The 21,752-nt window shown below is 63.7% G+C and carries 22 protein-coding genes; 9 read left to right on the top strand and 13 right to left on the bottom strand.

What is annotated here, in order from left to right:
- Window positions 1-20 precede the first annotated feature (20 nt).
- Window positions 21-617, top strand: a complete 597-nt coding sequence (locus OOT43_RS15700; RefSeq protein ID WP_266021504.1) for a DUF2062 domain-containing protein — start codon at window positions 21-23, stop codon at window positions 615-617.
- A 7-nt stretch (window positions 618-624) separates the two neighbouring features.
- On the opposite strand, the gene lolD is transcribed toward OOT43_RS15700, so the two are convergent.
- Genes lolD through fur form a run of 3 tightly spaced genes read right to left on the bottom strand, consistent with a single transcriptional unit; the run spans window position 625 to window position 3,003 of the window.
- Entirely contained in the window at window positions 625-1,305 is a 681-nt protein-coding gene (gene lolD, locus OOT43_RS15705) for a lipoprotein-releasing ABC transporter ATP-binding protein LolD (protein ID WP_266021505.1), read from the bottom strand.
- Entirely contained in the window at window positions 1,298-2,545 is a 1,248-nt protein-coding gene (locus tag OOT43_RS15710) for a lipoprotein-releasing ABC transporter permease subunit (protein WP_266021506.1), read from the bottom strand. The genes lolD and OOT43_RS15710 overlap by 8 nt, the downstream gene beginning before the upstream one ends.
- 29 nt (window positions 2,546-2,574) lie before the next feature.
- On the bottom strand, window positions 2,575-3,003 hold the full coding sequence (fur, locus tag OOT43_RS15715; protein ID WP_266021507.1) for a ferric iron uptake transcriptional regulator: 429 nt from the start codon (window positions 3,001-3,003) through the stop codon (window positions 2,575-2,577).
- Window positions 3,004-3,092: 89 nt separating this feature from the next.
- On the opposite strand from fur, the gene OOT43_RS15720 reads away from it, so the two are divergent.
- Window positions 3,093-3,533: an outer membrane protein assembly factor BamE gene (locus OOT43_RS15720; RefSeq protein WP_266021508.1), complete on the top strand. Its 441-nt coding sequence runs from the start codon at window positions 3,093-3,095 to the stop codon at window positions 3,531-3,533.
- On the opposite strand, the gene OOT43_RS15725 is transcribed toward OOT43_RS15720, so the two are convergent.
- Window positions 3,530-3,835: an RnfH family protein gene (locus OOT43_RS15725; RefSeq protein ID WP_266021509.1), complete on the bottom strand. Its 306-nt coding sequence runs from the start codon at window positions 3,833-3,835 to the stop codon at window positions 3,530-3,532. The genes OOT43_RS15720 and OOT43_RS15725 overlap by 4 nt on opposite strands.
- Complete coding sequence (locus OOT43_RS15730) at window positions 3,835-5,193, bottom strand: sodium-dependent transporter (protein WP_266021511.1); 1,359 nt, start codon at window positions 5,191-5,193, stop codon at window positions 3,835-3,837. The genes OOT43_RS15725 and OOT43_RS15730 overlap by 1 nt, the downstream gene beginning before the upstream one ends.
- 127 nt (window positions 5,194-5,320) lie before the next feature.
- Here OOT43_RS15730 and smpB point away from each other — a divergent pair, with 127 nt between their 5' ends.
- Together smpB and OOT43_RS15740 are read left to right on the top strand one after the other, a co-directional pair.
- A complete protein-coding gene (gene smpB, locus OOT43_RS15735) occupies window positions 5,321-5,794 on the top strand; it encodes an SsrA-binding protein SmpB (protein ID WP_266021512.1) in 474 nt (157 codons plus the stop codon).
- A gap of 188 nt (window positions 5,795-5,982) precedes the next feature.
- Complete coding sequence (locus OOT43_RS15740; RefSeq protein WP_266021513.1) at window positions 5,983-6,963, top strand: D-alanyl-D-alanine carboxypeptidase family protein; 981 nt, start codon at window positions 5,983-5,985, stop codon at window positions 6,961-6,963.
- Window positions 6,964-7,059: 96 nt separating this feature from the next.
- Here OOT43_RS15740 and OOT43_RS15745 read toward each other — a convergent pair whose 3' ends face one another.
- Entirely contained in the window at window positions 7,060-7,431 is a 372-nt protein-coding gene (locus tag OOT43_RS15745) for a c-type cytochrome (protein WP_266021514.1), read from the bottom strand.
- Window positions 7,432-7,716: 285 nt separating this feature from the next.
- On the opposite strand from OOT43_RS15745, the gene OOT43_RS15750 reads away from it, so the two are divergent.
- Complete coding sequence (locus tag OOT43_RS15750) at window positions 7,717-7,980, top strand: DUF4404 family protein (protein WP_266021515.1); 264 nt, start codon at window positions 7,717-7,719, stop codon at window positions 7,978-7,980.
- A gap of 60 nt (window positions 7,981-8,040) precedes the next feature.
- On the opposite strand, the gene OOT43_RS15755 is transcribed toward OOT43_RS15750, so the two are convergent.
- The 3 genes from OOT43_RS15755 to OOT43_RS15765 all read right to left on the bottom strand — a co-directional run bounded on the left by OOT43_RS15755 (window position 8,041) and on the right by OOT43_RS15765 (window position 10,437).
- Window positions 8,041-8,802 carry a rhomboid family intramembrane serine protease gene (locus tag OOT43_RS15755; RefSeq protein ID WP_266021516.1) on the bottom strand — a complete coding sequence of 254 codons (762 nt, stop codon included), beginning with the start codon at window positions 8,800-8,802 and terminating at the stop codon, window positions 8,041-8,043.
- Between the two features lie 164 nt (window positions 8,803-8,966).
- The gene (locus OOT43_RS15760) at window positions 8,967-9,605 is read right to left on the bottom strand and encodes a M15 family metallopeptidase (protein WP_266021517.1); all 639 of its coding nucleotides are present in this window, start codon (window positions 9,603-9,605) and stop codon (window positions 8,967-8,969) included.
- Window positions 9,606-9,621: 16 nt separating this feature from the next.
- Window positions 9,622-10,437, bottom strand: coding sequence for a tetratricopeptide repeat protein (locus OOT43_RS15765; protein ID WP_266021518.1), 816 nt, complete (start codon window positions 10,435-10,437; stop codon window positions 9,622-9,624).
- Window positions 10,438-10,880: 443 nt separating this feature from the next.
- Here OOT43_RS15765 and OOT43_RS15770 point away from each other — a divergent pair, with 443 nt between their 5' ends.
- Entirely contained in the window at window positions 10,881-11,306 is a 426-nt protein-coding gene (locus tag OOT43_RS15770) for a rhodanese-like domain-containing protein (protein WP_266021520.1), read from the top strand.
- On the opposite strand, the gene cysE is transcribed toward OOT43_RS15770, so the two are convergent.
- Window positions 11,303-12,061, bottom strand: a complete 759-nt coding sequence (cysE, locus tag OOT43_RS15775; RefSeq protein WP_266021521.1) for a serine O-acetyltransferase — start codon at window positions 12,059-12,061, stop codon at window positions 11,303-11,305. The genes OOT43_RS15770 and cysE overlap by 4 nt on opposite strands.
- On the bottom strand, window positions 12,045-12,782 hold the full coding sequence (locus OOT43_RS15780) for an RNA methyltransferase (RefSeq protein WP_266021523.1): 738 nt from the start codon (window positions 12,780-12,782) through the stop codon (window positions 12,045-12,047). The genes cysE and OOT43_RS15780 overlap by 17 nt, the downstream gene beginning before the upstream one ends.
- 97 nt (window positions 12,783-12,879) lie before the next feature.
- Here OOT43_RS15780 and OOT43_RS15785 point away from each other — a divergent pair, with 97 nt between their 5' ends.
- Complete coding sequence (locus OOT43_RS15785) at window positions 12,880-13,692, top strand: inositol monophosphatase family protein (protein ID WP_266021524.1); 813 nt, start codon at window positions 12,880-12,882, stop codon at window positions 13,690-13,692.
- Here OOT43_RS15785 and OOT43_RS15790 read toward each other — a convergent pair.
- Together OOT43_RS15790 and OOT43_RS15795 are read right to left on the bottom strand one after the other, a co-directional pair.
- Window positions 13,649-16,075 (bottom strand): DUF3772 domain-containing protein, encoded by a 2,427-nt coding sequence (locus OOT43_RS15790; RefSeq protein WP_266021525.1) that lies wholly within the window; start codon window positions 16,073-16,075, stop codon window positions 13,649-13,651. The two genes, OOT43_RS15785 and OOT43_RS15790, sit on opposite strands and share 44 nt — an antisense overlap.
- Window positions 16,076-16,146: 71 nt before the next feature.
- Window positions 16,147-18,222 carry a carbon starvation CstA family protein gene (locus OOT43_RS15795; RefSeq protein ID WP_266021527.1) on the bottom strand — a complete coding sequence of 692 codons (2,076 nt, stop codon included), beginning with the start codon at window positions 18,220-18,222 and terminating at the stop codon, window positions 16,147-16,149.
- 173 nt (window positions 18,223-18,395) lie between these two features.
- On the opposite strand from OOT43_RS15795, the gene glgA reads away from it, so the two are divergent.
- Both glgA and OOT43_RS15805 read left to right on the top strand, forming a co-directional pair.
- A complete protein-coding gene (gene glgA / locus OOT43_RS15800; RefSeq protein ID WP_266021528.1) occupies window positions 18,396-20,450 on the top strand; it encodes a glycogen synthase in 2,055 nt (684 codons plus the stop codon).
- A 6-nt stretch (window positions 20,451-20,456) separates the two neighbouring features.
- Complete coding sequence (locus OOT43_RS15805) at window positions 20,457-21,722, top strand: alpha-amylase family glycosyl hydrolase (protein WP_266021529.1); 1,266 nt, start codon at window positions 20,457-20,459, stop codon at window positions 21,720-21,722.
- The last annotated feature ends 30 nt before the right edge of the window (window positions 21,723-21,752 follow it).

A 21,752-nucleotide genomic window follows, 5' to 3' on the forward strand; every position in this document is an offset into this window, starting at 1 on the left:
ACCTCATCGCCAAACGCACCATGCCCAAGAAGATTCTCAAGCGTTACATGCCGGACCGGCAACGGATCAGGGAAATCAAGAGCCTCGAGTTCCTGGGGGAAAAACTGCACGCCCCGAATCTTTGGCATCTGAACCGGCGGTCGGTGTCGCGGGCGTTTGCGGTTGGGCTGTGGGCGATGTATACGCCGCCGCTGCCCTGGCAGATGGTCATCGCCGCCATCCTTTCGATCTATTTCGATGCCAACGTACCCCTGGCGGTGGCGCTGGTATGGATCACCAACCCTCTGACCTGGGTGCCGATGTACTATTTCGCCTATCTGGTCGGAACCTGGGTGCTGGGCCTGGATTCGTTCACTTTTACCGAATTTTCCTCATTCTTCAGCATCGAAACGGCCTGGAGCCTGGGAGCGCCACTCCTGGTCGGCTGCTTCACCCTGATGAACCTGGGGGCGGTGCTGGGCTATTTCTCCATCCGCTGGCTATGGCGGCGCTCGGTACGGCAGCACTGGGAATTCCGCAAGCTGCGGTCCAAGCCGCTGAACAGCCATTATCTGGTGAATCTGAGCTATCGGGCGTATCGGAAGCTGTTGCACCTGCATCACGCCGACAAGCTGTAAGTCTCTTTCAGGGCTGGACCAGCCGCCCGTCCTCCATGTGGAGGACCTCATCCATTTTGTGTGCCAGCACCGCATCGTGGGTCACGATCAGGAAACTGACCCCGAATTCCTGGTTGAGTTCGAGCATGAGCTGATAGACCTGCTCCGCGGTCTTGCTGTCCAGGTTGCCGGTGGGCTCGTCCGCCAGCACGCACTTCGGGCGCGTCACCAGCGCCCGGGCGATCGCCGCCCGCTGCCGCTCGCCGCCGGACAACTCACCCGGCTTGTGCTCGAGGCGCTTCCCCAGCCCTACTCGCTGCAATAGCGCCGCGGCGCTTTCCCTCGCTTCGGAGACGGACGTCCCGCCGATCAGGAGCGGCATGGCGACGTTCTCCAGCACCGTGAATTCGCCGAGCAGGTGATGGAACTGGTAGACGAAGCCTAAGGTCTTGTTGCGCAGGCCCGCCAGCCGGCGCTCGTTAAGGGAGGCCAGATCGACGCCGTCCATCAGGACTGTCCCGCTGCTGGGGTTGTCCAGTCCGCCCAGGAGATGCAGCAGGGTACTCTTGCCGGACCCGGAGGCGCCCATGATGGCTATACGCTGCCCTTGCCGGACGCTCAGATCCACCCCGTGCAGAACCTCGACGTCGAGGATGCCCTGGACGAATCGCTTGTGCAGCGCGCGGCATTCAAGGACCGGCTTATTCATAGCGCAGTTCCTCCGCCGGACGCACCCGCGAGGCCTGCCAGGCCGGATAGAGGGTCGCCAGCAGGGACAGCAGGAAGGCCATGCTGGTGATCTGGAAGACATCCGTCCAGTTCAGCTTGGACGGCAGCTCGCTGATGTAATACACGTCGGCGGACAGGAATTTCATGCTGAGCTGGCTCTCGATCCAGTTCACGATCTCGGACACGTTCAAGGCCAGGACCACGCCGCCGATGCCGCCGATCAGGGTGCCTACCGCGCCGATCACGGTGCCGAGCACCATGAAGATGCCCATCACACTGGCCGGTGTCATGCCCTGGGTGCGGAGGATGGCGATGTCGGCCCGCTTGTCCGTCACCACCATGACCAGGGTCGAAACGATGTTGAACGCGGCCACGGCGACGATCAGCAGGAGGATCATGAACATCACCCGCTTCTCGGTCTTGATGGCGCGGAAGAAGTTGGTGTGGGCCTGGGTCCAGTCGGTGACGTAGTAGTCACCGGGCAGCTTCGGCCCGAGGTCGCGGGCGATGCGGTGGGCGTTGAACAAGTCGTCGAGCTTGAGCCGCAGTCCGCTGATCCCGCCCTCCATGTGCAGCAGGCGGGCCGCGTCGTCGAGGTGGATCAGGGCGAGGTTCCGGTCGTATTCGAACATGCCGACCTGGAACGTACCGATCACGGTGAAGCGCTTGAGCCTGGGGAGGATGCCCGCTGGCGTCGAGGTGACCTGGGGCGTGATGACCGTGACCTTGTCGCCAGTGGATACGCCGAGATAAGCCGCCAGCTCGGCGCCCAAGATGATGCCGAACTGGCCGGGCGCCAAGTCGGCGAGCTTGCCGAGCTGCATGTGGTTCGCCACGTCCGAGACCCGCGGCTCGTAGTCCGGCAGGATGCCCCGCAGCATCGCGCCGCTGGCACGCCGGTCGGAGCTCAGCATCGCCTGGCCTTCGATGTACGGCGCCCAGCCCAGGATGCGGGGGTCTTCGCGCAGCGCCGGCTCCAGCACGGGCCAATCGCTCAGGGTGCCGCCGGGGCCGGAAATCGAGGCGTGCGAGGTCATGCCCAGAATGCGTTCACGCAACTCCGCTTCGAAGCCGTTCATCACCGAAAGCACGGTGATCAACGCCGTGACGCCCAGCGCGATGCCCAGCACCGAAGTCAGCGTGATGAAGGAAATGAAGCGGGTACGGCGTTTGGCGCGCGTATAGCGCAGGCCGATGAACAGGACGAGCGGCTTGAACATGGAAGGATTGGAAAGAACCTTGAGAAAGGTTAGGGAGCGGTGTCCGTCCGGCAGTGCGCGCAGACGCCGTAGAGGCAGAGCGAGTGGTCGGTCAGGGCGAATTTGAGGTTTTTCGCAATCTCCTTTTGCCGGAGTTCGATCATCTCGTCGCTGAATTCCTCGACTCTTCCGCACTTGATGCAGACGATATGGTCGTGGTGTTCGCCGCGGTTGAATTCGAAGATCGAATTGCCGCCTTCGAAATGGTGACGCTTGACGAGACCGGCCGCCTCGAACTGGGTCAGCACCCGGTACACTGTCGCCAGGCCGATCTCCTCGCCCTGCTGGATCAGCCGCTTGTACACATCTTCCGCAGTCAGATGCCGCTCCTGGTCGGACTGCTCCTCGAGCATTTCCAGTATCTTGATCCTGGGCAGTGTGACCTTGAGGCCGGCATTGCGAATGTCTTGCGTTTCCATGGGGCTCGAGCGCGCTATGTCTTCAAAATCCTCGATCGGGTATCATGCGGCATGGTGCCGCTAAAAACCGGCTGCGATTTCTTCCCGTCATGCAACCACATCGTACCATAATCTCCCTGATCGCCGTTCTTCCGCTGGCCGCGTGCACCTACGTTGACCGAATCCCCTTTCTTTATCACCTGGACATTCATCAGGGGAATATCGTCTCCCAGGAAATGGTGGACCAGCTCAAACCCGGTATGAACAAGCGTCAGGTGACGTTCATCATGGGGACGCCGCTCACGGTGAGCCCATTCCATGACAACCGCTGGGACTACCTTTATTCCAACCAGCCGGGCGGCGAAGATCGCCTGCAGCGTCGGATATCGCTCATGTTCGACCAGGACGAACTGGTCGGCCTCCAGGGCGACTTCAAGCCGGGCGAACTGCCCTCCCTGGACGCCAGCAAGGATGTGAACCTCGACATCCCCAAGATCGAGCGGGACCAGAGTCTGTGGGGACACATCAAGAGCTGGTTCGGCAACGGCTAGGCTTTCTCTTCGCCCTTCTTGGCCGCCCGCTGGCGGCGCGATTCCTTCGGGTCGGCGATCAGTGGCCGGTAGATCTCCACCCGGTCGCCCTGCTTCAAGGGTTGATCTGCACCGCAAGCCTTGCCGAAGATGCCGATCTTGTTCGCCGCAAGGTCGATTTCCGGGAATTTATCCAGCAATCCCGAGGCCTCGATGGCCGCCGCTGCGGAGCTTCCCTCTGCGACGCGGACCGGCACAATGACCTGGACGTCGGGCCGGGCGTAAGCGACTTCGACGCGGATGCCTTCGGCTGGGCCCGTCATCAGACCAGGTCCATCGCTTTCAGGAATATGATGCCCATGCCAGCGGGGGCGACGTAGCGCACCAGGAACCGCCAGGCTTCGTAGCCGCGCGGGTCGGCCATTTCCAGTTCCTCTTCGGTGTCCTTGCGGCTCAGGACCCAGCCGGCGAATACCGCCACCAAGAGGCCACCCGCGGGAAGCATGATGTCGGCGGTGAGGAAATCGAGCAGTTCGAACAGGTTCCGGTCGAAGAATCGGACGTCCGACCAGGAACTGAAAGACAGCAGGGTGCCCAGCCCCAGTCCCCAGCAGGCCAGGCCGCTCCAGGCACTGGCGGCTTCCCGGCTTAGCCGTCGGTTTTCGGTCAGCCAGGCGACCGCGGGTTCGATCATGGCGATCGAGGAAGTCAGAGCGGCGAAAAAAACCAGAACGAAGAACAGGGCGCCGAAAAACGATCCGCCCGGCATGGCACCGAAAGCGATCGGCAACGTCTGGAAAATCAGGCCAGGTCCCATGCCGGGTTCCAGGTGGTTGCTGAACACGATGGGGAAAATCGCCAGACCCGCAAACAATGCGACCGTGGTATCGGCAGCCGCAATGAATATCGTAGATCGGGCGATGGACACATGGCCGGGCAGGTAGGAACCGTAGACCATGATCGAGCCCATCCCCAGCCCCAGTGAGAAGAAAGCCTGGCCCATGGCGGTCAGCACGCTTTCCCCGCTCAGCCTGGAAAAGTCGGGCAGGAACAGGAAAGCGACGGCCCGGCCGAAGCCTTCGGTGCCCACGGCATAGAGGACCAGGACGACCAGCATGACCAGCAGTGCCGGCATCAGGTAGCGCGTGCCTTTCTCCAGTCCGCCACTCACGCCGCGGCTCACGATGGCCACGGTAGCCGCCATGAACAGAGTGTGCCAAATGACCTGGATTTGGGGATCGGTGCGGAATTCGTCGAAGCGGCGCGCTGCAGTTTCGGGGGTGACGTGGGTGAACAGTGCACTGTTCATCTTGAAAACATACGCCATGGCCCAGCCGGCGATGACGCTGTAGTAGGACAGAATCAGGAAACCCGAAACCATGCCCAGCCAGCCCGCATACTGCCAAGCCGGGCTGGCCTTGGCTGCCTCGGCAAGACTCAGCATGGCGTTGATCGGGCTTTGCCTCCCGCGCCGCCCGAGCAGGGTTTCGGCGATCATGATCGGGATGCCGATGGCCGCGACACAGAGCAGGTACACCAGTACGAATGCGCCGCCGCCATTTTCACCGGTGAGATAGGGAAATTTCCAGATATTGCCCAGGCCGATGGCCGAGCCGCTCGCGGCCAGAATGAAGGCCAGTCGAGACGACCATTGCACGTGGACGAATCGTTGATCGGTCATGGGTATCCTCGTGGGTATGGCATCCGTGTTGTCGAAACACGCTCGTTCAAGTTCGGAGCATGGCCGCCAGTGGGGTAAAATCGCCACAGGATAACAAACCGAACCGAACCGAAGAAATCCCGCCGTCATGAGCAGCAAGAAAAGCACCGCAGGAAGCGCCAACATCGCCCAGAACCGCCAGGCGACCCATGAATATTTCATCGAGGAACGCTTCGAAGCGGGCCTGGTGCTGGAAGGCTGGGAGGTCAAGAGCCTGCGGGCGGGCAAGGCGCAGCTCAAGGAGAGTTATGTCGTGCTCAGGAACGGTGAGGCTTGGCTGTTCGGCGCGCATTTCTCGCCCCTCCCTTCGGCCTCGACCCATGTGCAGCCTGATCCCACTCGTACCCGCAAGCTCCTTCTGCACGCGGAGGAGTTGAGCCGACTGATCGGACAAGTGGAGCGAAAAGGATACACTCTGGTGCCCTTGTCGTTGTATTGGAAACAGGGCCGGGCCAAGCTGGAAGTCGGCCTGGCGCGGGGTAAGCAGCAGCACGACAAGCGCGCAACCGAGAAGGCGCGCGACTGGCAGCGGGAGAAGCAGCGAGTCATGCGGCGGGGTTGACCGGTCGTTTTGCCTCTTGCCCTTTTCGTGGCGGGGGCGACAATGAAAATAAAAGGGATTGTTTCGTCAGTTCATCGGAATCTTGAGTGATGTCGCGCCGTCTTTTTCGTGTTGTCTGGGTTATTTGTGCCGCTGCAATGGGTTGGGTTGCCGAAGGAGCCTTGGCTGGGCCTTATTCGGCGCTGGTCATGGAAATCGAGTCGGATCGGGTGCTGTACGAGCAGAATGCCGACGAGATCAGGCACCCCGCCTCCCTGACCAAGATGATGACTCTCTATCTGGTGTTCGAGGCGCTCGAGCAGGGCAGGGCTTCGTTGCATGACACCTTGTACGCTTCCAGCTATTCGGCTTCCCGGTCCCCGTCCCGCATCGGTCTCAGGCCGGGCGATCCGCTGACCGTGGAAGAGGGAATCCTGGCCCTGGTCACTTGCTCCGCCAACGACGCCGCGGCGACGCTGGGCGAAGGCTTGGCCGGCTCGGAGCCGGCGTTCGCCGCGATGATGACGCGAAAAGCGCGCGAGCTGGGCATGAGCCAGACCGTCTTCCGCAATGCCTCCGGGCTGCCGGATCCGGAGCAGGTCACGACGGCGCGCGACATGTACCGGCTCGGCAAGGCGCTGTTGAAGCATTTTCCCCAGTACTATCCGTATTTCTCCACGTCTCGCTTCCAGTACCGGGGGCGGAGCTTCCACAACCACAATCATCTGCTCGAGAACTACTACGGCGCGGACGGAATCAAGACCGGCTTCGTCAACGCTTCGGGCTTCAACCTGGTGGCGTCGGCCCGCCGCAATGGCGTCCGCCTGGTCGGCGTGGTGTTCGGCGGCAATTCGTCATTCCGCCGGGATGCCCACATGCGCGACATTCTCGATGACGGATTCGCTCAGATCGAAGGCCGCGAGCCCAGCGTGCAGTTCGCCGGCTTCGACCGGGGCTGGTCGCCACGGCTTCTGGCGCGTCCGGGGGAACGCTATTCCCCGGCCAGAGGCGCGAAGAAAAAACGGGTTGCGGCCAAACTCGCGGGGACTCGATGGGTTACCCATCGGATTCTCAGCCACCGACCTCGCCACGCGACGAAGGCGTCTGCTGCGAAAAGTAAACCGGCCAAGGCGAAGTCTTCACCCGTGCGCGTCAAGTCTTCGAAGACTTCGGCCACGGCGAAGCGTTGAGGCGGACGACGACCGAGGAATTGGAAACGGCCTGAACGAGCTGCGCCCCGACGTGCGGGGCGCAGCTCGGTGGAGCGGGTAACCGGGGAAGCGAGCTTAGGGCGCTTTCTCGAGTTCGCCTGCCGGCACAGTGCCGTCGGAACGGCCCTTGATGTAGGTATAGAGGTCGTCGATGCCTTCTGCCACTTTCTTGTTGGCTTCGAACGGAGGCATGGCGTTGCGGCCTTTCAGAACCACGGTTTTGAAATCGTCCTTGCCCAGGTTCTTGAGGCTGTTCAGCAGGTTGGGGAATGCCGCGCTGCCTTCGCCGGTGGCGCCGTGGCAGGTCTCGCAACGCTGCTGCTTGTAGATCTTGAAGCCATTGTAGGTGGCCTGGTCGACGGGAGCCGAGAAGGCGGGGGCGGCCACGGCGCCGAGCACCAGGGTGGCCAGAGCGGTTGTCCGGATAGACGTCTTCTTGTGATCCATTGCGTTTCTCTGTTATCTGTTTTCGGGTATTGACCGGGAGCTTTTCATCGTCTGCCTTGGCGGGTACGGCGGCGGATAGGATGACAGTCCGCCGGCAAGCCTGCCAAGGGAAAAATATCCCGGATGTTTGCTGCCAAAGAGCGCGCGTCAGAATACCCAAGACCTACATCTCTTGTAAATACAGGCGCTAACGTCTGGACGCGGTTTCGTCCCCCTGGCAGAAGGGGCGTGGCGACCGTAAACTAGCCCGGCATCGTGCACCACATCATGGAGCTGGAGACGGAAATGAGCGAGAAAGACCTCTTGGAAACCTTGGAACAGCTGCGGGCGCAGGTTGCGGCGCTGGAGGCGGATAATGCTTCCAAGGCGCGTCTGGAGTCTTTGATCGGAACGCTGGAGCAGCGGCTGCAAGGCGCAGGCAGCGAAGAGCACCATGTGCATCTGGTGGCGGAGCTCAAGGAGGCGATCTCGCATTTCGAAGTCGAGCATCCCCGCCTGACCGGCATACTCAACGATCTCATGGTGACGCTGAGTAACATGGGCATCTGAGGACGCACCGGCCCGGCTGGTCGCGTCGCGGGCCTGCACGGCTCTTTCGTCCCGAAAATTTCAGACCGGTCCGGAATCGAAAAACCTGCGTTCCACCAACCGCGCACGCTGGGCGAGGTAATCCGGCCGGTGCATGGGGCCGACCAGGAGGAGGCCGGCGAGGAAACCGCCGACATGTGCCCAGAACGCCACTCCGCCGCTGGCGCCGCCCAGGGCCGGCAGGCCGCTGATGAGCTGGATGAAAAACCAGTAGCCGAGCATGGCGAATGCCGGGACGGCGACTGTGGTCCAGTAGAAGCCAAGGAATATCAGCGTAATGACCTGGGTGCGCGGGAAAAGGCGGGCATAGGCGCCCATGACGCCGCCGATGGCGCCGGAGGCGCCGACCATCGGCACGGCGGCGGCCGGGTCCGAGGCGATCTGCACCGCCGCCGCTGCCAGGCCGCACAGCACATAGAACGCGACGAAGCGCACCGGCCCCATCGCGTCTTCCACATTGTCGCCGAACACCCACAGGAACCACATGTTGCCGATGATGTGGAACCAGCCGCCGTGCAGGAACATGTGGGTCACGAGGGTCCAAACCGAGGCGTCGCCGTCGAGCTGGCAACCGAAATTCTGGCTGACCGGGATAATGGTGCCGACCGGCGCCAGCTTGAGCAGTTCGCCGGGTATGAGCGCATACTCACAAAGTGATCGCGCCAGCGGCTGGTCCTGTCCGAGGCCTTGCACGACTGCCCACGCGCCGACGTTGAACAGCAAAATCAGCATGACGGCGATGGGGCGGCGCAGGGCCGGGTTGATGTCGCGCAGCGGAAACATGACGGTCCCCTGGGTCGGTTGGAGTGATGGTCGGTGCCCGGTCGTGGGCTTTTCTCCGCAGGTTACACGGGGAAAGGTGCCAAGTGAGTGTGCAGGGCCGTCCACGGATTGCGTCGCCCCGACTTCGTCCCCCGCGGGGCTCGGCGGTATCGCCGAGAGGGGTGTCAGTGCCCGAGGTCGGAAAACGGTACATCGAGGATGGCATATTCCTGCCATAAGGCATAGTCGTAATGCCACCATTCACGGGGATGAACGCTGAAGCCTTCGGCTTCCATCGCGGCCCGCAGCCGGTCGCGATGTTCGCGTGCCGCCGCCGTGCCGCCGTCATAGGTGGGGTAGGCGCGCTCGGTCATCTCGTCGTAATCGGACGGCATAGCCACCGCCTGGCCAGTCTTCAGATCGTAGAGGCTCAAGTCGACGGCGCAGCCGCGATTGTGGCGGGAGCCCTCGCGGGGGTCGGCCACGAACATCCGCTGGGTGCCGCTGGTCGACTCCCAGAACAGACGCGTCACGGACCAGGGGCGATAGCCGTCGAACAGGATCAGGCCGTAGCCCTGCGGTTTCAGCCGGGCGTTGACTCTGACGACGGCTTCGGCCGCCGGCCGCTGCAGGAACACCCGCGGTTCGGCGTAAACGGCCTTGTGGACGAAGTTGTTGGGCGTGGCATAGCGCACGTCCAGCTTGATCGAGGGGTCCAACTGCGCGATTTCGACCAGTTCCGGCGTCCGGAACGGGCCGGTTTCCATGGGTGGCCGCAGCGGGGCCGCGGTGGCTTCCGCGCTCATCAACATCACGGTGGTCATGAATCCGATTCCGAACTTAAACATAGAGGGCGTTGGAAAGCTGGCCACGGTAACGGCGGGTGAGTTCATGGCCGTCGCCCAGCAGCCGGAAGATCGCCACGCAGGCTTTGCGGGCACCGCCGTCGTCATAGCTGCGGGCTTTCCGCACCAGCTCGATCAACTGGTCCAGTGCCGGTTCGTAGTCTTCTTCCCGGACTTTCCGGATGGCGTCGAGATAGGCGGATTTGGCTGGCGCCTCCTCCAGCCGTTCCGGATGATCCAGCAGCCCGAACAGCCGCGCCAGCGTGCGCAAACCTTCGGCGGCATCGCTTTGATCGGAATCCGGACCGATGGGCCTGATGGCGGCGAGCGCCTCGTCGGGGGCGGCCTTCAGCAGTAGATAGGCCAGCAGCACGGCGGCGCGGTCGTTGCCCGGCTCAGCGGCAAGGATCTGTCGCAGCACCGGCTCCGCTTCGCCCGCCCGCCCGGCCCCCATCAGGCCTTCGGCCAGCTTCAACCGTCCCCGGTGCGGGCTGGGCAGCGCGCGTTGCAGCCAGTCTTCCACGGCCGACTCGGGCAAGGCGCCGGTGAATTCGTCGGCGACGGCGCCGTCGACGAAAAGCTTGACGTTGGGAATTCCGCGCACGCCGTACTGCTGGGCGACTGCCGGGTACTCCTCGGTGTTCACCTTGACCAGTTCGAAGCGGCCGGCCAAGCGCGCGGCGACGGCTTCCAGTGCGGGCGTGAGGGCGCGGCAGGGCGCGCACCAAGGTGCCCAGAAATCCACCAGCACGGGGATGGTAAAGCTGGCATCGATGACGGCACGGTCGAAATCAAATGGGGAATCGGACATGGAAAGAGTTCGGGCAAGGCAATATGACAGGGGAATGACCGAGATTTTCGCAAATTGCCGGAGGGGTTGAACAGCCCGCGTTGCAGCCGGTCTCCGACAAACTGCGCACAAAGTTATCCACAGATTCTGTGGATATCGCAGGCTGTATCAGCATCGGCTTTTTTTCTCGTCAAGACCTTGATTTCTTGGCCCTGTGCGGGTAGACAACTATGGAAGGTGGGATGAAAGCGCTTGCAAAACAGAGTCATGTGTTCTATCGGCTCCCATGGGAGGCGATCGCCGCCATTGTTTCCTCTCACTCCGAAGGTGGGTTCCCAGTCGGGCCATTCGCCGATTTCAGCCCGCAAAAATGCATTTTGTCCACAGCTTGGAAAAATCAGAAATTCGTGATTCACTTCGGTCAAACCGACCCGGCCAGGGTGCCCGGAATCTACGAGGCGAACATGAACAGATGGCTGCAAGCCCTCACGCTGGCGATATCGTTACCGAGTGCGCCGACTCTCGGCGGTGAGCTCCTTGGCATCACTCCCGACGAACTGGAAACGCTGAAAGCTCAGGGCGTACCAGTGGTGGACGTCCGGACACCCGAGGAGTGGCACAAGACCGGCGTCATCGAGGGAAGCAAGCCGCTGACTTTCTTCGATTCCAAGGGTGCTTACGACGCCGCCGCGTGGATGCGGCAGCTCAAGACGGTCGTTCCCGATGCCGCCCGGCCGGTGGTGCTGGTCTGCCGTTCAGGTAACCGCACAGCCGTGGTCGGAAAGATGCTCGCCCAGGAGCCGGGCTACGAGCGCGTCTACCATCTGGAGAAGGGGTTGCAGGTCTGGAGCGCGGAGGGGCACAAGCTCACCCCCTGCGGGAGCTGCTAACGCGGTTCGCCGGGGTCGAGCTGGCAGTCGTCCAATTCGGGCAGGGGACCTTCCGCCAGGTCGATGCCGCGTTCCCGCAATGCCTGCTTGAGGCTCGCGAGTTGCTGATCCAACGCCTGGATGTGGTCGAGCATGTGGTTAACGGCGTGGGCGACCGGGTCCGGCATGTCCGGCGTCATGCCATAGGCATCGAAGCCGAGCTTGCTGGCGATTGCCAGGCGCTGCGCTTCCTGGGCCTTCCGGTCCGGGTTGATGATGTGGCCGGGAATGCCGACCACCGTGGCGCCGGCGGGTACGGCGCGCAGCACGACCGAATTGGAGCCGATGCGCGCGCCGTCGCCCACGCTGATGGGGCCGAGCACCTTGGCGCCCGCGCCGATCACTACCCCGTTGCCCAGAGTGGGGTGGCGTTTGCCTTTCTGCCAGCTGGTGCCGCCCAGGGTCACGCCGTGGTAGAGCGTGCAATCGTCCCCGATCACCGCGGTTTCTCCGATGACAACGCCCATACCGTGGTCGATGAACAGCCGGCGGCCCAGCGTCGCGCCGGGATGGATCTCGATGCCGGTCGCCCAGCGCCCGAGATAGGACAGGACCCGCGCGGGCCAGCGCAAGCCGTGGTTCCAGAGCCAGTGGCTGAAGCGGTGGATCAGCACCGCGTGGACGCCTGGGTAGACCGTCAGTATCTCGAAAAACGACTGGGCCGCGGGGTCCCGGGCGAAGATGCAGCTGAACTCTTCTCTAATTTTCTTCAGCATTGCGGATTCCGGCGGCGCTGTGCTGGGCCGCGGTCAGGATGCCCCGCAGCAGGTGGATTTCCTGGGCTTCGATCTGCGCGCTGTTGAAGATACGGCGCAGCCTGCGCATGATCGAGGGCGAGGACCTGCGCTCGTGCAGGAACCCGACATCGTACAGCGTCCGCTCCAGATGATCGAAGAACGAGGCCATCTGTTCGCCGTCCGCCAACGCGGCCCCGGAACGGCTGGCTCCGTTCTGCCCGGCCGCAAGGTAGAGCTCGTAGGCGACGACCTGGACCGCGCAGGCGAGGTTGAGTGAACTGAATTCCGGGTTGGAGGCGATGTGCAGCAGGTAGTGGCAGCGCTCCAGCTCCTCGTTGGTGAGCCCCGAATGCTCGCGCCCGAACACGACGGCGGCGCGGGTGCCCTCCGGCAGGCTGGCGATCTTCGCCGCGGCGGTTCTGGGGTCGAGTTCCGGCCAGGCGATGGTTCGAAGGCGGGCACTGGCGCCGATGACGACCTGGCAGTCCGCGATGGCTTCCTCCAGCGAGCCGACCAAGCGGGCCGCGGCGAGCAGATCGTCGGCACCGGAGGCGCGGGCGGTGGCCTGTTCGCTGGGGAAGATTTTCGGCGAGACCAGGGCCAGGTCGCTCAGGCCCATGTTCTTCATGGCACGCGCGACGCCGCCGATGTTGCCGGGATGGGTGGTTTCGACCAGTACGATGCGTATATCGGGGAGCACGGTCGAGTTTTTGCGCTCGGGATTTTTTGGGAACGGAAAATGGTATCAGAATTTTGGTAGGCTATCCGGCTTTTCGACAGAACTAGGGCAGGTCGCTATGGATCCCATGCTGAACATCGCCATTCGCGCGGCACGCGCCGCCGGCGATTTGATCGTCCGCTACGTCGACCGGATCGATACGCTCAAGATCGCTCCCAAGGGCCGTAACGATTTCGTCAGCGAAGTGGATCGCCAGGCCGAGCAGGAAATCATACAGATTCTGCGCAAGGCCTATCCCGGCCACGTCTTCCTCGGCGAGGAGAGCGGGCGGCAGGGCGCCGCGGGCGACGAATACGTCTGGATCGTCGACCCGCTGGACGGCACCACCAATTTCTTGCACGGCTTCCCTCAGTTCGCCGTTTCCATTGCCTTGATGCATCGCGGCGTTCCCGAAGCCGGGGTGATCTACGATCCCATGCGGCAGGACCTGTTTACCGCCAAGCGCGGTGGCGGCGCCACCCTGAACAACCGGCGCATCCGGGTGACCAAGTTGACCAGTCTGACCGGCGCCTTGCTCGGCACCGGCATCCCTTTCAAGGATCAGACTCACCTCGATGCCTATCTGGGCATGCTGAAGGCGCTGATCCGGGACACCGCCGGCATCCGCCGGGCCGGGTCGGCGGCGCTCGATCTCGCCTATGTGGCGGCCGGCCGTCTCGACGGCTTCTGGGAGCTGGGGCTGCAGAAATGGGACATTGCGGCGGGCGTTCTGCTGATCAAGGAAGCCGGCGGGATCGTGACCGACCTTGACGGTGGCGAGGGCTACATGGACAGCGGCAATGTGCTGACTGCCAGCCCGCGCCTGCATCAGTGCATGCTGGAAGCCATCAGGCCCCATCTGACGGAAGCGCTCCGGGCGCAACCGGGCTGAGCTGCGGTGCACCCAGCCTCGCCAGCAGCCGGGCCAACTGCTCCTGGTCGAAGTCCAGGTGCACGTCACGCTGCGGGTAGGGCATCGACAACCCGTCGCGGCGGCAGGCCGCGTCGATCTCGATGCAGAGTTCGCTGGTCACCGACTTCATGGTGTCGACGTCGGCGACGAAGGCGATGACTTCGAAGTTCATCGAACTGGGGCCGAACTCCTTGAAGAACACGAAGGGACCGGGCTGACGCAGCACTCTGGGGTGGGCCGCGGCCACCTGCATCAAGGTTTCGCAGGCCTTCCGCGCGTCGGTGCCGTAGGTGAAGCTCACCGGGATCACGATTCGCCCCACCTTGTCGGCGTAGGTCCGGTTCGTCACCGGGTGGGCGATGAGTTCGGAGTTGGGGATGAATACCGAAGCGCTGTCGAAGGTGAGCACTTCGGTGGCGCGCACGCTGATCTTCTTTACATAGCCCTGGGTCTCGCCCACCACGATCCAGTCGCCCACCTTGATCGGCCGCTCGGCCAGCAGGATCAGTCCGGACACGAAGTTGTTGACCACGTTCTGGAGTCCCAGGCCGATGCCGACCGACAGCGCGCCGGCGATGATGGCGAGCTGCGACAGATCGAAGCCGGCTGCCGAGATCAGCGTGAGCAGCGCCAGGGTGAATCCCAGGTAGCCGACGGCGGTGCGGATGCTGTGCTGCAGGCCCGGATCGATGCGGGTGCGAGGCAGGATGCGGTGTTCCAGCGTCCGCTGGACGAAGCGGGTCAGAACCAGCATCCCGCCGAACAACAGCAGCCCGAATGCCAGATCGGCCAGGGACACGGTGATGTTTCCGATCTTGAATCCGAACACCGCTTCGTACAGCCAGGCGTTGAGGTCGCTGCCGCCTGCGCCCCACAAGACCAGCAGCGCCAGTATGCCGGCCAGGCCGACGCTCAGCCGGACCAGCCCGGTGAGCCAGAAATTCAGGGTGTCGATGCCGTCGGACGAGATTTCCAGGTTGCTGCGCAGATGTCTGCCGACGATGGCATTTTCGCTCAGCGTATGGTTGACGAACTCGTCGCCGATCTTGGCCAATACGGTGACCAGTACGTAGAGGCCGATCGACAGCACGAGCTGGATGGCGAGAAGCCGCGACAGCACCACGTAGCCCGGCAAGGCGGCGATCGGAATGGCGTAGACGAGCAGGGTCAGCGCGTAGCGCAGTCCCGGCCACCGTGCGGCGCCCGCCTCGGATTCCCAAATCCGCCGCCGCAGGATCACCAGCAGCAGCAGCGCGATCGACAGGCCTGTCACGAAGTTGTGTAAGGCCATGAGTTCCACGGACCACTCGAACCGCTCGCCCCAGACGTTGACGACGGCGTCGATGGCGAATACCGCCGTCATGGCCGTAACGATGCGGGCGATGACCTTGGCGCTGTGGTCGCCGAGTGCGACCAGCCGCCACAGCGGTTCCCCGGGCGCCAGTGCCGCCCGGCAGAAAGCCACGACGAAGAAGAACATCGCCAGCATGGCCGCCAACGGTTCCGCGATGGCCTGAATGCGGTCCGAAACCAGATTGCCGGCGGTGAATCCCAGATAGAGCGCCAGGACGGCCGCCGACGGGATCAGGGTGCGGATGACGCCGGTGACCAAGGCGGTCCGGAGCCGCTGGCCATAGCTCGGTTCAGCGGTAAGCTCGACGTAACCGAAGCGCCGGACGAACCACAGCCGCAGTGGCCAGGCGATGAGCACGGCCGTCAGCACGGCGAGAGGCAATTGCCAGCGCATCTGGCGGAGATTGGCGGCGGTGCCGTCACCGGCCAGCCAGGCCGCGAAATCCTGGCGCAGGGCTGTGGCTGCTTCCGCCATTTCCTGAACCCCTTTGCGCCACACGGACGGGGAGAGCGGCGAGGGGCCGCGGGTCAGCACCCGCTCGGTAAAGCGCGAGCGGCGCAAGGCCTGAAGTCTTTCGGTCAGGCCATCGGCGCGGGTGATGACGAGATCGGCCTCCTTCAAGCTGCCTTCCATGTTGGCCAGACGTTCGCTGATCGCCTTGCGCTTGGCGGCGATGCCCGCCGCCTCCGGCGGCTCCACCTCGCCCGGAGGCGGCCCGAGTGCCGCCAGTTCGTCCCGCGTGGCTTGCACCAGCGGCTGGGCCAGATCGGCGGCCGAACGGGCTTCGAGGCGCAGTGAGGCCAACTCGGTACGGATTTCGACCAGCCGGTCGTCATCAAGATCGCCTTTGGCGAGGGTTTTCTCGTAACGGTCGAGCAACGCCTGCCAATCCTTGACCTGGGCGGCCAGCGGTTTCTCCCCTGGCGGTTCCTGGGCGTGGACGCAAATGGGCGCCAAAATCGAGGCCAGCGCCAAAAACAGCGAGAGGACGAGCCGGAATTTATTCAAGCATGTATGGATCATCGTTACCGTGAACTTGCAGGGATTTCCCCGGGAAACTTAGCAAGTGCCGCGCCCGATCAGTCCCTGACCCAGTTTTCGGCCAGCCGGCTCGGAATGTGGGGCGACTCGCTGCTGGGCGGATGCGGGCGCCCGGCGAACACGCAGTAGCAGACCCTCAGCGTGTCCGCGACCAGGACCCAGCTCAGCCCCAGGAAGGCCGCTGTCAGCGCGGCATCGAGATAATCGTTGAAAATCAACTGCGGCGCCTTGGCGGCCTGGTCCGCCGAAAGCAGGCCGGCCGCCAGCTTATCGCTCAGGTCGCGGGCATGCGCCAGGAAGCCCACACGCAGTTCGGGGCTGAACAGTTTTTCCCAGGCCGCGCTGCTGGTGACCACGATCAGCCAGGACAGCGGCAGGGCAGTGATCCAGGCGTGGGAAGCCTTGCCGGTCTTGACCAGAATGGTGGTGGCGACGCACAGGGCGATGGCGGCCAGCATCTGGTTGGCGATGCCGAACAGCGGCCACAGGCTGTTGATGCCGCCCAGCGGGTCGATGGTGCCCATGTACAGGAAATAGCCCCAGCCGGCGACGACCAGCGCCGAGGTGAACAATACGCCGGGATACCAGCCGGTCCGTCCCAGCGCCGGATGCCAGTTGCCCAGCAGATCCTGCAGCATGAAGCGGGCGACGCGGGTGCCGGCGTCCAGCGTGGTCAGGATGAACAAGGCCTCGAACATGATGGCGAAGTGGTACCACAGCGACAGCAGGCCGTCGCCGAAAGCGCTGGCAAACAGGCTGGCCATTCCCACGGCCAGCGAGGGGGCGCCGCCGGTGCGGGCGAACAGGCTCGCCTCTCCCATCTCCCGTGCCAAGGCTGCCATTTGCTCTACATCGACTGGGAAGCCCCAGGACGAGATCGTCGCCACTGCGTCGGCAGCTTCCTTGCCGACCACGCCCGCCGGGCTGTTGATGGCGAAATAGACGCCGGGATCGAGCACGGTCGCCGCGATCATGGCCATGATGGCCACGAAGGATTCCATTGCCATCGCGCCGTAGCCGATGAAGCGGGCGTCGGCCTCGTTGGCCAGCAGCTTGGGCGTGGTGCCGGAGGAGATCAGTGCGTGGAAGCCGGACACCGCGCCGCAGGCGATGGTGATGAACACGAACGGAAACAGCTTGCCGCCGAAGATCGGGCCGGTGCCATCGATGAAGGCGGTGAGCGCCGGCATCTTGATGTCGGGATGCAGGATCAGGATGGCGACGGCGAGGGCGGCGATGGTACCCAGTTTCATGAAGGTGGACAGGTAGTCGCGCGGCGCCAGCAGCAGCCACACCGGCAGGACCGCGGCGGCGAAGCCGTAGGCGATGATCATCAGTGCCAGGGTGGGGGCGTCGTAGTCGAACCAGGTCCGGATCGCCGGATGGTGGTCGATCCAGCCGCCGCCGGCAACCGAGAGGATCAGCAGAGTGACGCCGATCAGCGTCGCCTCGATCACCCGGCCGGGGCGGATCTCGCGCATGTACAGGCCGATCAGCACCGCGATGGGAATCGTCGCCGCCACCGTCGAAGTCGCCCAGGGGCTGTGCTTCATGGCGTTGACCACGACCAGGCCGAGCACCGCGATCAGGATGATCATGATCGCCATCACACCGACGAGCGCCGCCGAGCCGCCGATGGGGCCCAACTCATCGCGGGCCATCTGGCCGAGCGAACGGCCGTCGCGGCGGACCGAGCACACCAGCACCACGAAGTCCTGCACGCAGCCGCCGAACACAGCGCCGATCAATATCCACAGCGTGCCGGGCAGGTAACCGAACTGTGCCGCCAGGGTCGGGCCGATCAGTGGGCCGGGGCCGGCGATCGCGGCGAAATGGTGGCCGAACACGACCCACCGGTTGGTGGGTACGAAGTCGCGGCCGTCGTTGAAGCGTTCCGCGGGCGTGGCGCGGCCGGCGTCCAGCAGCAGCACGCGGCTTGCAACAAATGCGCTGTAGAATCTATAACCCAGGGCATAGACGCAGACCGCCGCGGTGACGAACCAGAGGCTGTTGACCGATTCGCCGCGGTTGAGCGCGATTCCTCCCAGCGCGGATGCGCCGAGCAGCGCGACGGCGCACCAGGTCAGGATGGCTGTGGGATTGCGAGGGGGCATGGCGTGTTTCCTTGTTGATTGTCCATTCGCCCGGATTCTCCAGGAATCCGGTGAAGGTTCGGCGGGGTAGCAGCGTATTATGCACAGTCGACGAGCGGTCGAGGTAGGCGCTAGCGGCATTTGAGCGTACGCCTGCCCGAATGAATTCGAGAGAGGCCATCCGGAGGACACACATGGCTCGAAAACCCAAAGCGCCAACGGCCCCAGCATCGGGGTCGACGAAAGCATCCGCCAAAGGAGACAAGCCGGTTCAGGCTCCGCCGCCGGTACCGGAGAAGCCGGCCAAGCCGAAGCCGCGCGCCGCCGCCACTGCGAATGTCGCCGCGGGAGGCAAGGCAGAGGCCAGCGTCGAGAGCGCTTCGCCCGAACGCAGCGCCGCAGCCATTCCGTCACCCCCGCCGGCAGCAGCCGGTACACCGGCTCCCGCGACCGCCGGCCATTCGGGCCGCGCGGTGTCCGAAACGCCGGTGGCCGCGGTCGACACGGCGCGTGCAGCGGTTCCGGCGCCGGTGGTCGAGCCGGAATCTGCCGAAGCGTCTGGCACAGCCGTGGGCGCACGGGTCGAAACCGACACCGGTGCTACCGGACCCGAAATTGCGCTCCCCCCGAAGGGCGTGGATACGGCCGAGGAGGCCCTGCCCGAATCTCCCCACGCCCCCGAATGGTCGCCTCCGGTCGCTGCAGAGATGCCGGAAATCCAGCCCGAGGCTTCGCCGGAGCCGTCGCCCCAGCCGCACATCCAGCACCGGCCCTCGCTGTTCGTGGTCCACATTACGCCCGAACTGGCGCCGGTGGCGAAGGTTGGCGGCTTGGCGGACGTGGTGTTCGGGCTCGGGCGGGAACTGGAGATCCGTGGCAACCACGTCGAGATCATCCTGCCCAAGTACGACTGCATGCGCTACGACCAAATCTGGGGTCTGCAGCGCACCTTCGACGACCTTTGGGTGCCGTGGTACGGCGGGGCCATCCACTGCTCCGTCTATTTCGGCTTCGTCCACGGGCGCAAGTGCTTCTTCATCGAACCGCACTCCCAGGACAATTTCTTCAACCGCGGCGCGGTGTACGGCTTCCACGACGACATTCTCCGTTTCGCCTTCTTTTCGCGGGCGGCGATGGAGTTCCTGTGGAAGTCCGGCAAGCGTCCCGACATCATCCACTGCCACGACTGGCAGACGGCGCTGGTGCCGGTCTATCTATACGAGATCTACCAGCCGATGGGAATGGGCCGTCCTCGGGTCTGCTTCACCATCCACAACTTCAAGCACCAGGGCGTCACCGGGGCTCAGGTGCTGCACGCCTCCGGACTCAACCGCCCGGAATACTATTTCCACTACGACCGTCTCCGCGACAACCACAATCCGCACGCCATCAACCTGATGAAGGGCGGCATCGTCTACGCCAATTTCGTGACCACGGTGTCGCCGCGCTATGCGATGGAAGCCAAGGATCAGGGCCAGGGCTTCGGACTGGAGCCGACCCTGCACATCCACCACATGAAATACGGCGGGGTGGTGAACGGAATCGACTACGACGTCTGGAATCCGGAGATCGACCCGCACATCCCCGTGCATTTCGGCGTGGCGACGATCGAAGGCAAATATGCCGACAAGAAGGCGCTGCGCGACCGGCTGCTGCTTGCCGACAACGAGAAGCCCGTCGTGTCCTTCGTCGGCCGGCTCGATCCGCAGAAGGGCATCGAGCTGATCCGCCATGCATTGTTCTACACGCTGGGCCAGGGCGGCCAGTTCGTCCTGCTCGGCTCCAGCCCGGACGGGGCGATCAACGGCTATTTCTGGGGTCTCAAGCGGCAGTTCAACGACAATCCGGACTGCCATCTGGAGATCGGCTACAACGAGGAGCTGGCGCATCTGGTTTACGCCGGCTCTGACATCATGGTGGTGCCCAGCCGCTTTGAGCCCTGCGGACTGACTCAGCTCATTGCCATGCGCTACGGCACCATTCCGGTGGTGCGCGAAATCGGCGGCTTGGCCGACACCGTGATCGACAAAGACTTCTCGCACCGTGCGTTGCACGAACGCAACGGCTACGTTTTCCGCGACTACGACGAGCGCGGGCTGGAGTCGGCGCTGGGACGGGCGATCGCCTGTTACTACCAGTACCCGGACCATTTCCGCGAACTGATGAAAAATGCGATGCGCTACGACTATTCCTGGAACCACCCGGGGCAGGACTACCTCAACATTTACGACCATATCCGGGACAAGTAGCCGGCCATGAGGATCTACAATCTGTTTCCCCTGCTGGCGGGCCGCTTCTCGCAATGGACGCCCCATCTCGAACGGGCCGCGGCGATGGGTTTCGACTGGATATTCGTCAATCCGATTCAGCAGACCGGCCGTTCGGGCAGCTTGTATTCGATCAAGGACTATTTCGGCATCAATCCGGCTTTTCTCGAGGCTCAACCCTCGGCGGAAGAGCAGGTGAAAGCGATGGTCCGGGCCGCGAACGGACTCGGCATGAAGGTGATGGTGGATTTGGTCATCAATCACTGCGCCTACGACTCGCCCTTGCCCGGCGCCCACCCGGAGTGGTTCGTCAGGGAAAACGGACAAATCGTCCATCCCTCCTGCGACCAGGACGGCCGGCGGGTGGTGTGGGAGGATCTCGTCCAGTTCGATTTCGGTCGGGGAGCGGAGCGCGAGGCATTGGTGCGGTACTGCCTCGAAGTCGTCCGCTTCCTGTGCCGGCTGGGTTTCAGCGGGTTCCGCTGCGACGCGGCTTACCAGTTGCCGCCGGAAGTCTGGGAGCGCCTGATCCGGGAGATCAAGCGGGAATGGCCGGAAACGGTGTTCGTCGCCGAGACCCTGGGGTGTTCCCCCGACCAGACCCGGCGGACCGCCCAGGCCGGTTTCGATGCCATCTTCAACAGCTCCAAGTGGTGGGATTTTTCCAGTCCCTGGCTGCTGGAGCAGTACCAGCTTACCCGCGAGGCCGCTCCCTCGATCGGCTTTCCCGAGAGCCACGATACGCCGAGGCTCATGGAGGAGGCGCACGGCAACGTGGACGCCTTGAAGCAGCGCTACCTGTTCGCCGCGCTGTTCTCAGGCGGGGTGATGATGCCGGTCGGCTACGAATTCGGATTCCGGCGGCCGCTGCATGTGGTCGAAACCCGGCCTGAGGACTGGGAGCCTCCGGCCTGCGATCTCACCGGCTTCATCCGGGTGGTCAACGAGGTCAAGGCCCGCTGCCCGGTGTTCCAGGAAGACAGTATCACTCAACTCCTGCCGCACCCGAATCCGGCGATCCTGCTGATGTGGAAGGCCGGGCGCAGACAGGGGGAGGAAGCATTGCTGGTATTCAACAAGGATCCCTGGAACCGCCAGTATTTCCGGGCCGACGATATTTACCAGTACGTTCAGGGAAGGACGCCCCTGCGGGACCTGTCGCCGGAATGGCGGCTCGATTATGTTCCGGCGCCATTCGAGTTCGAACTCGGGCCGGGCATGGGGCGGGTCATGGTGACCGAAATGGGGAATTGAACTTTTTCTCGGCGCGATAATCCATACCAA

The organism is Methylococcus mesophilus (assembly GCF_026247885.1).
GTDB classification, from domain to species: Bacteria; Pseudomonadota; Gammaproteobacteria; order Methylococcales; family Methylococcaceae; genus Methylococcus; species Methylococcus mesophilus.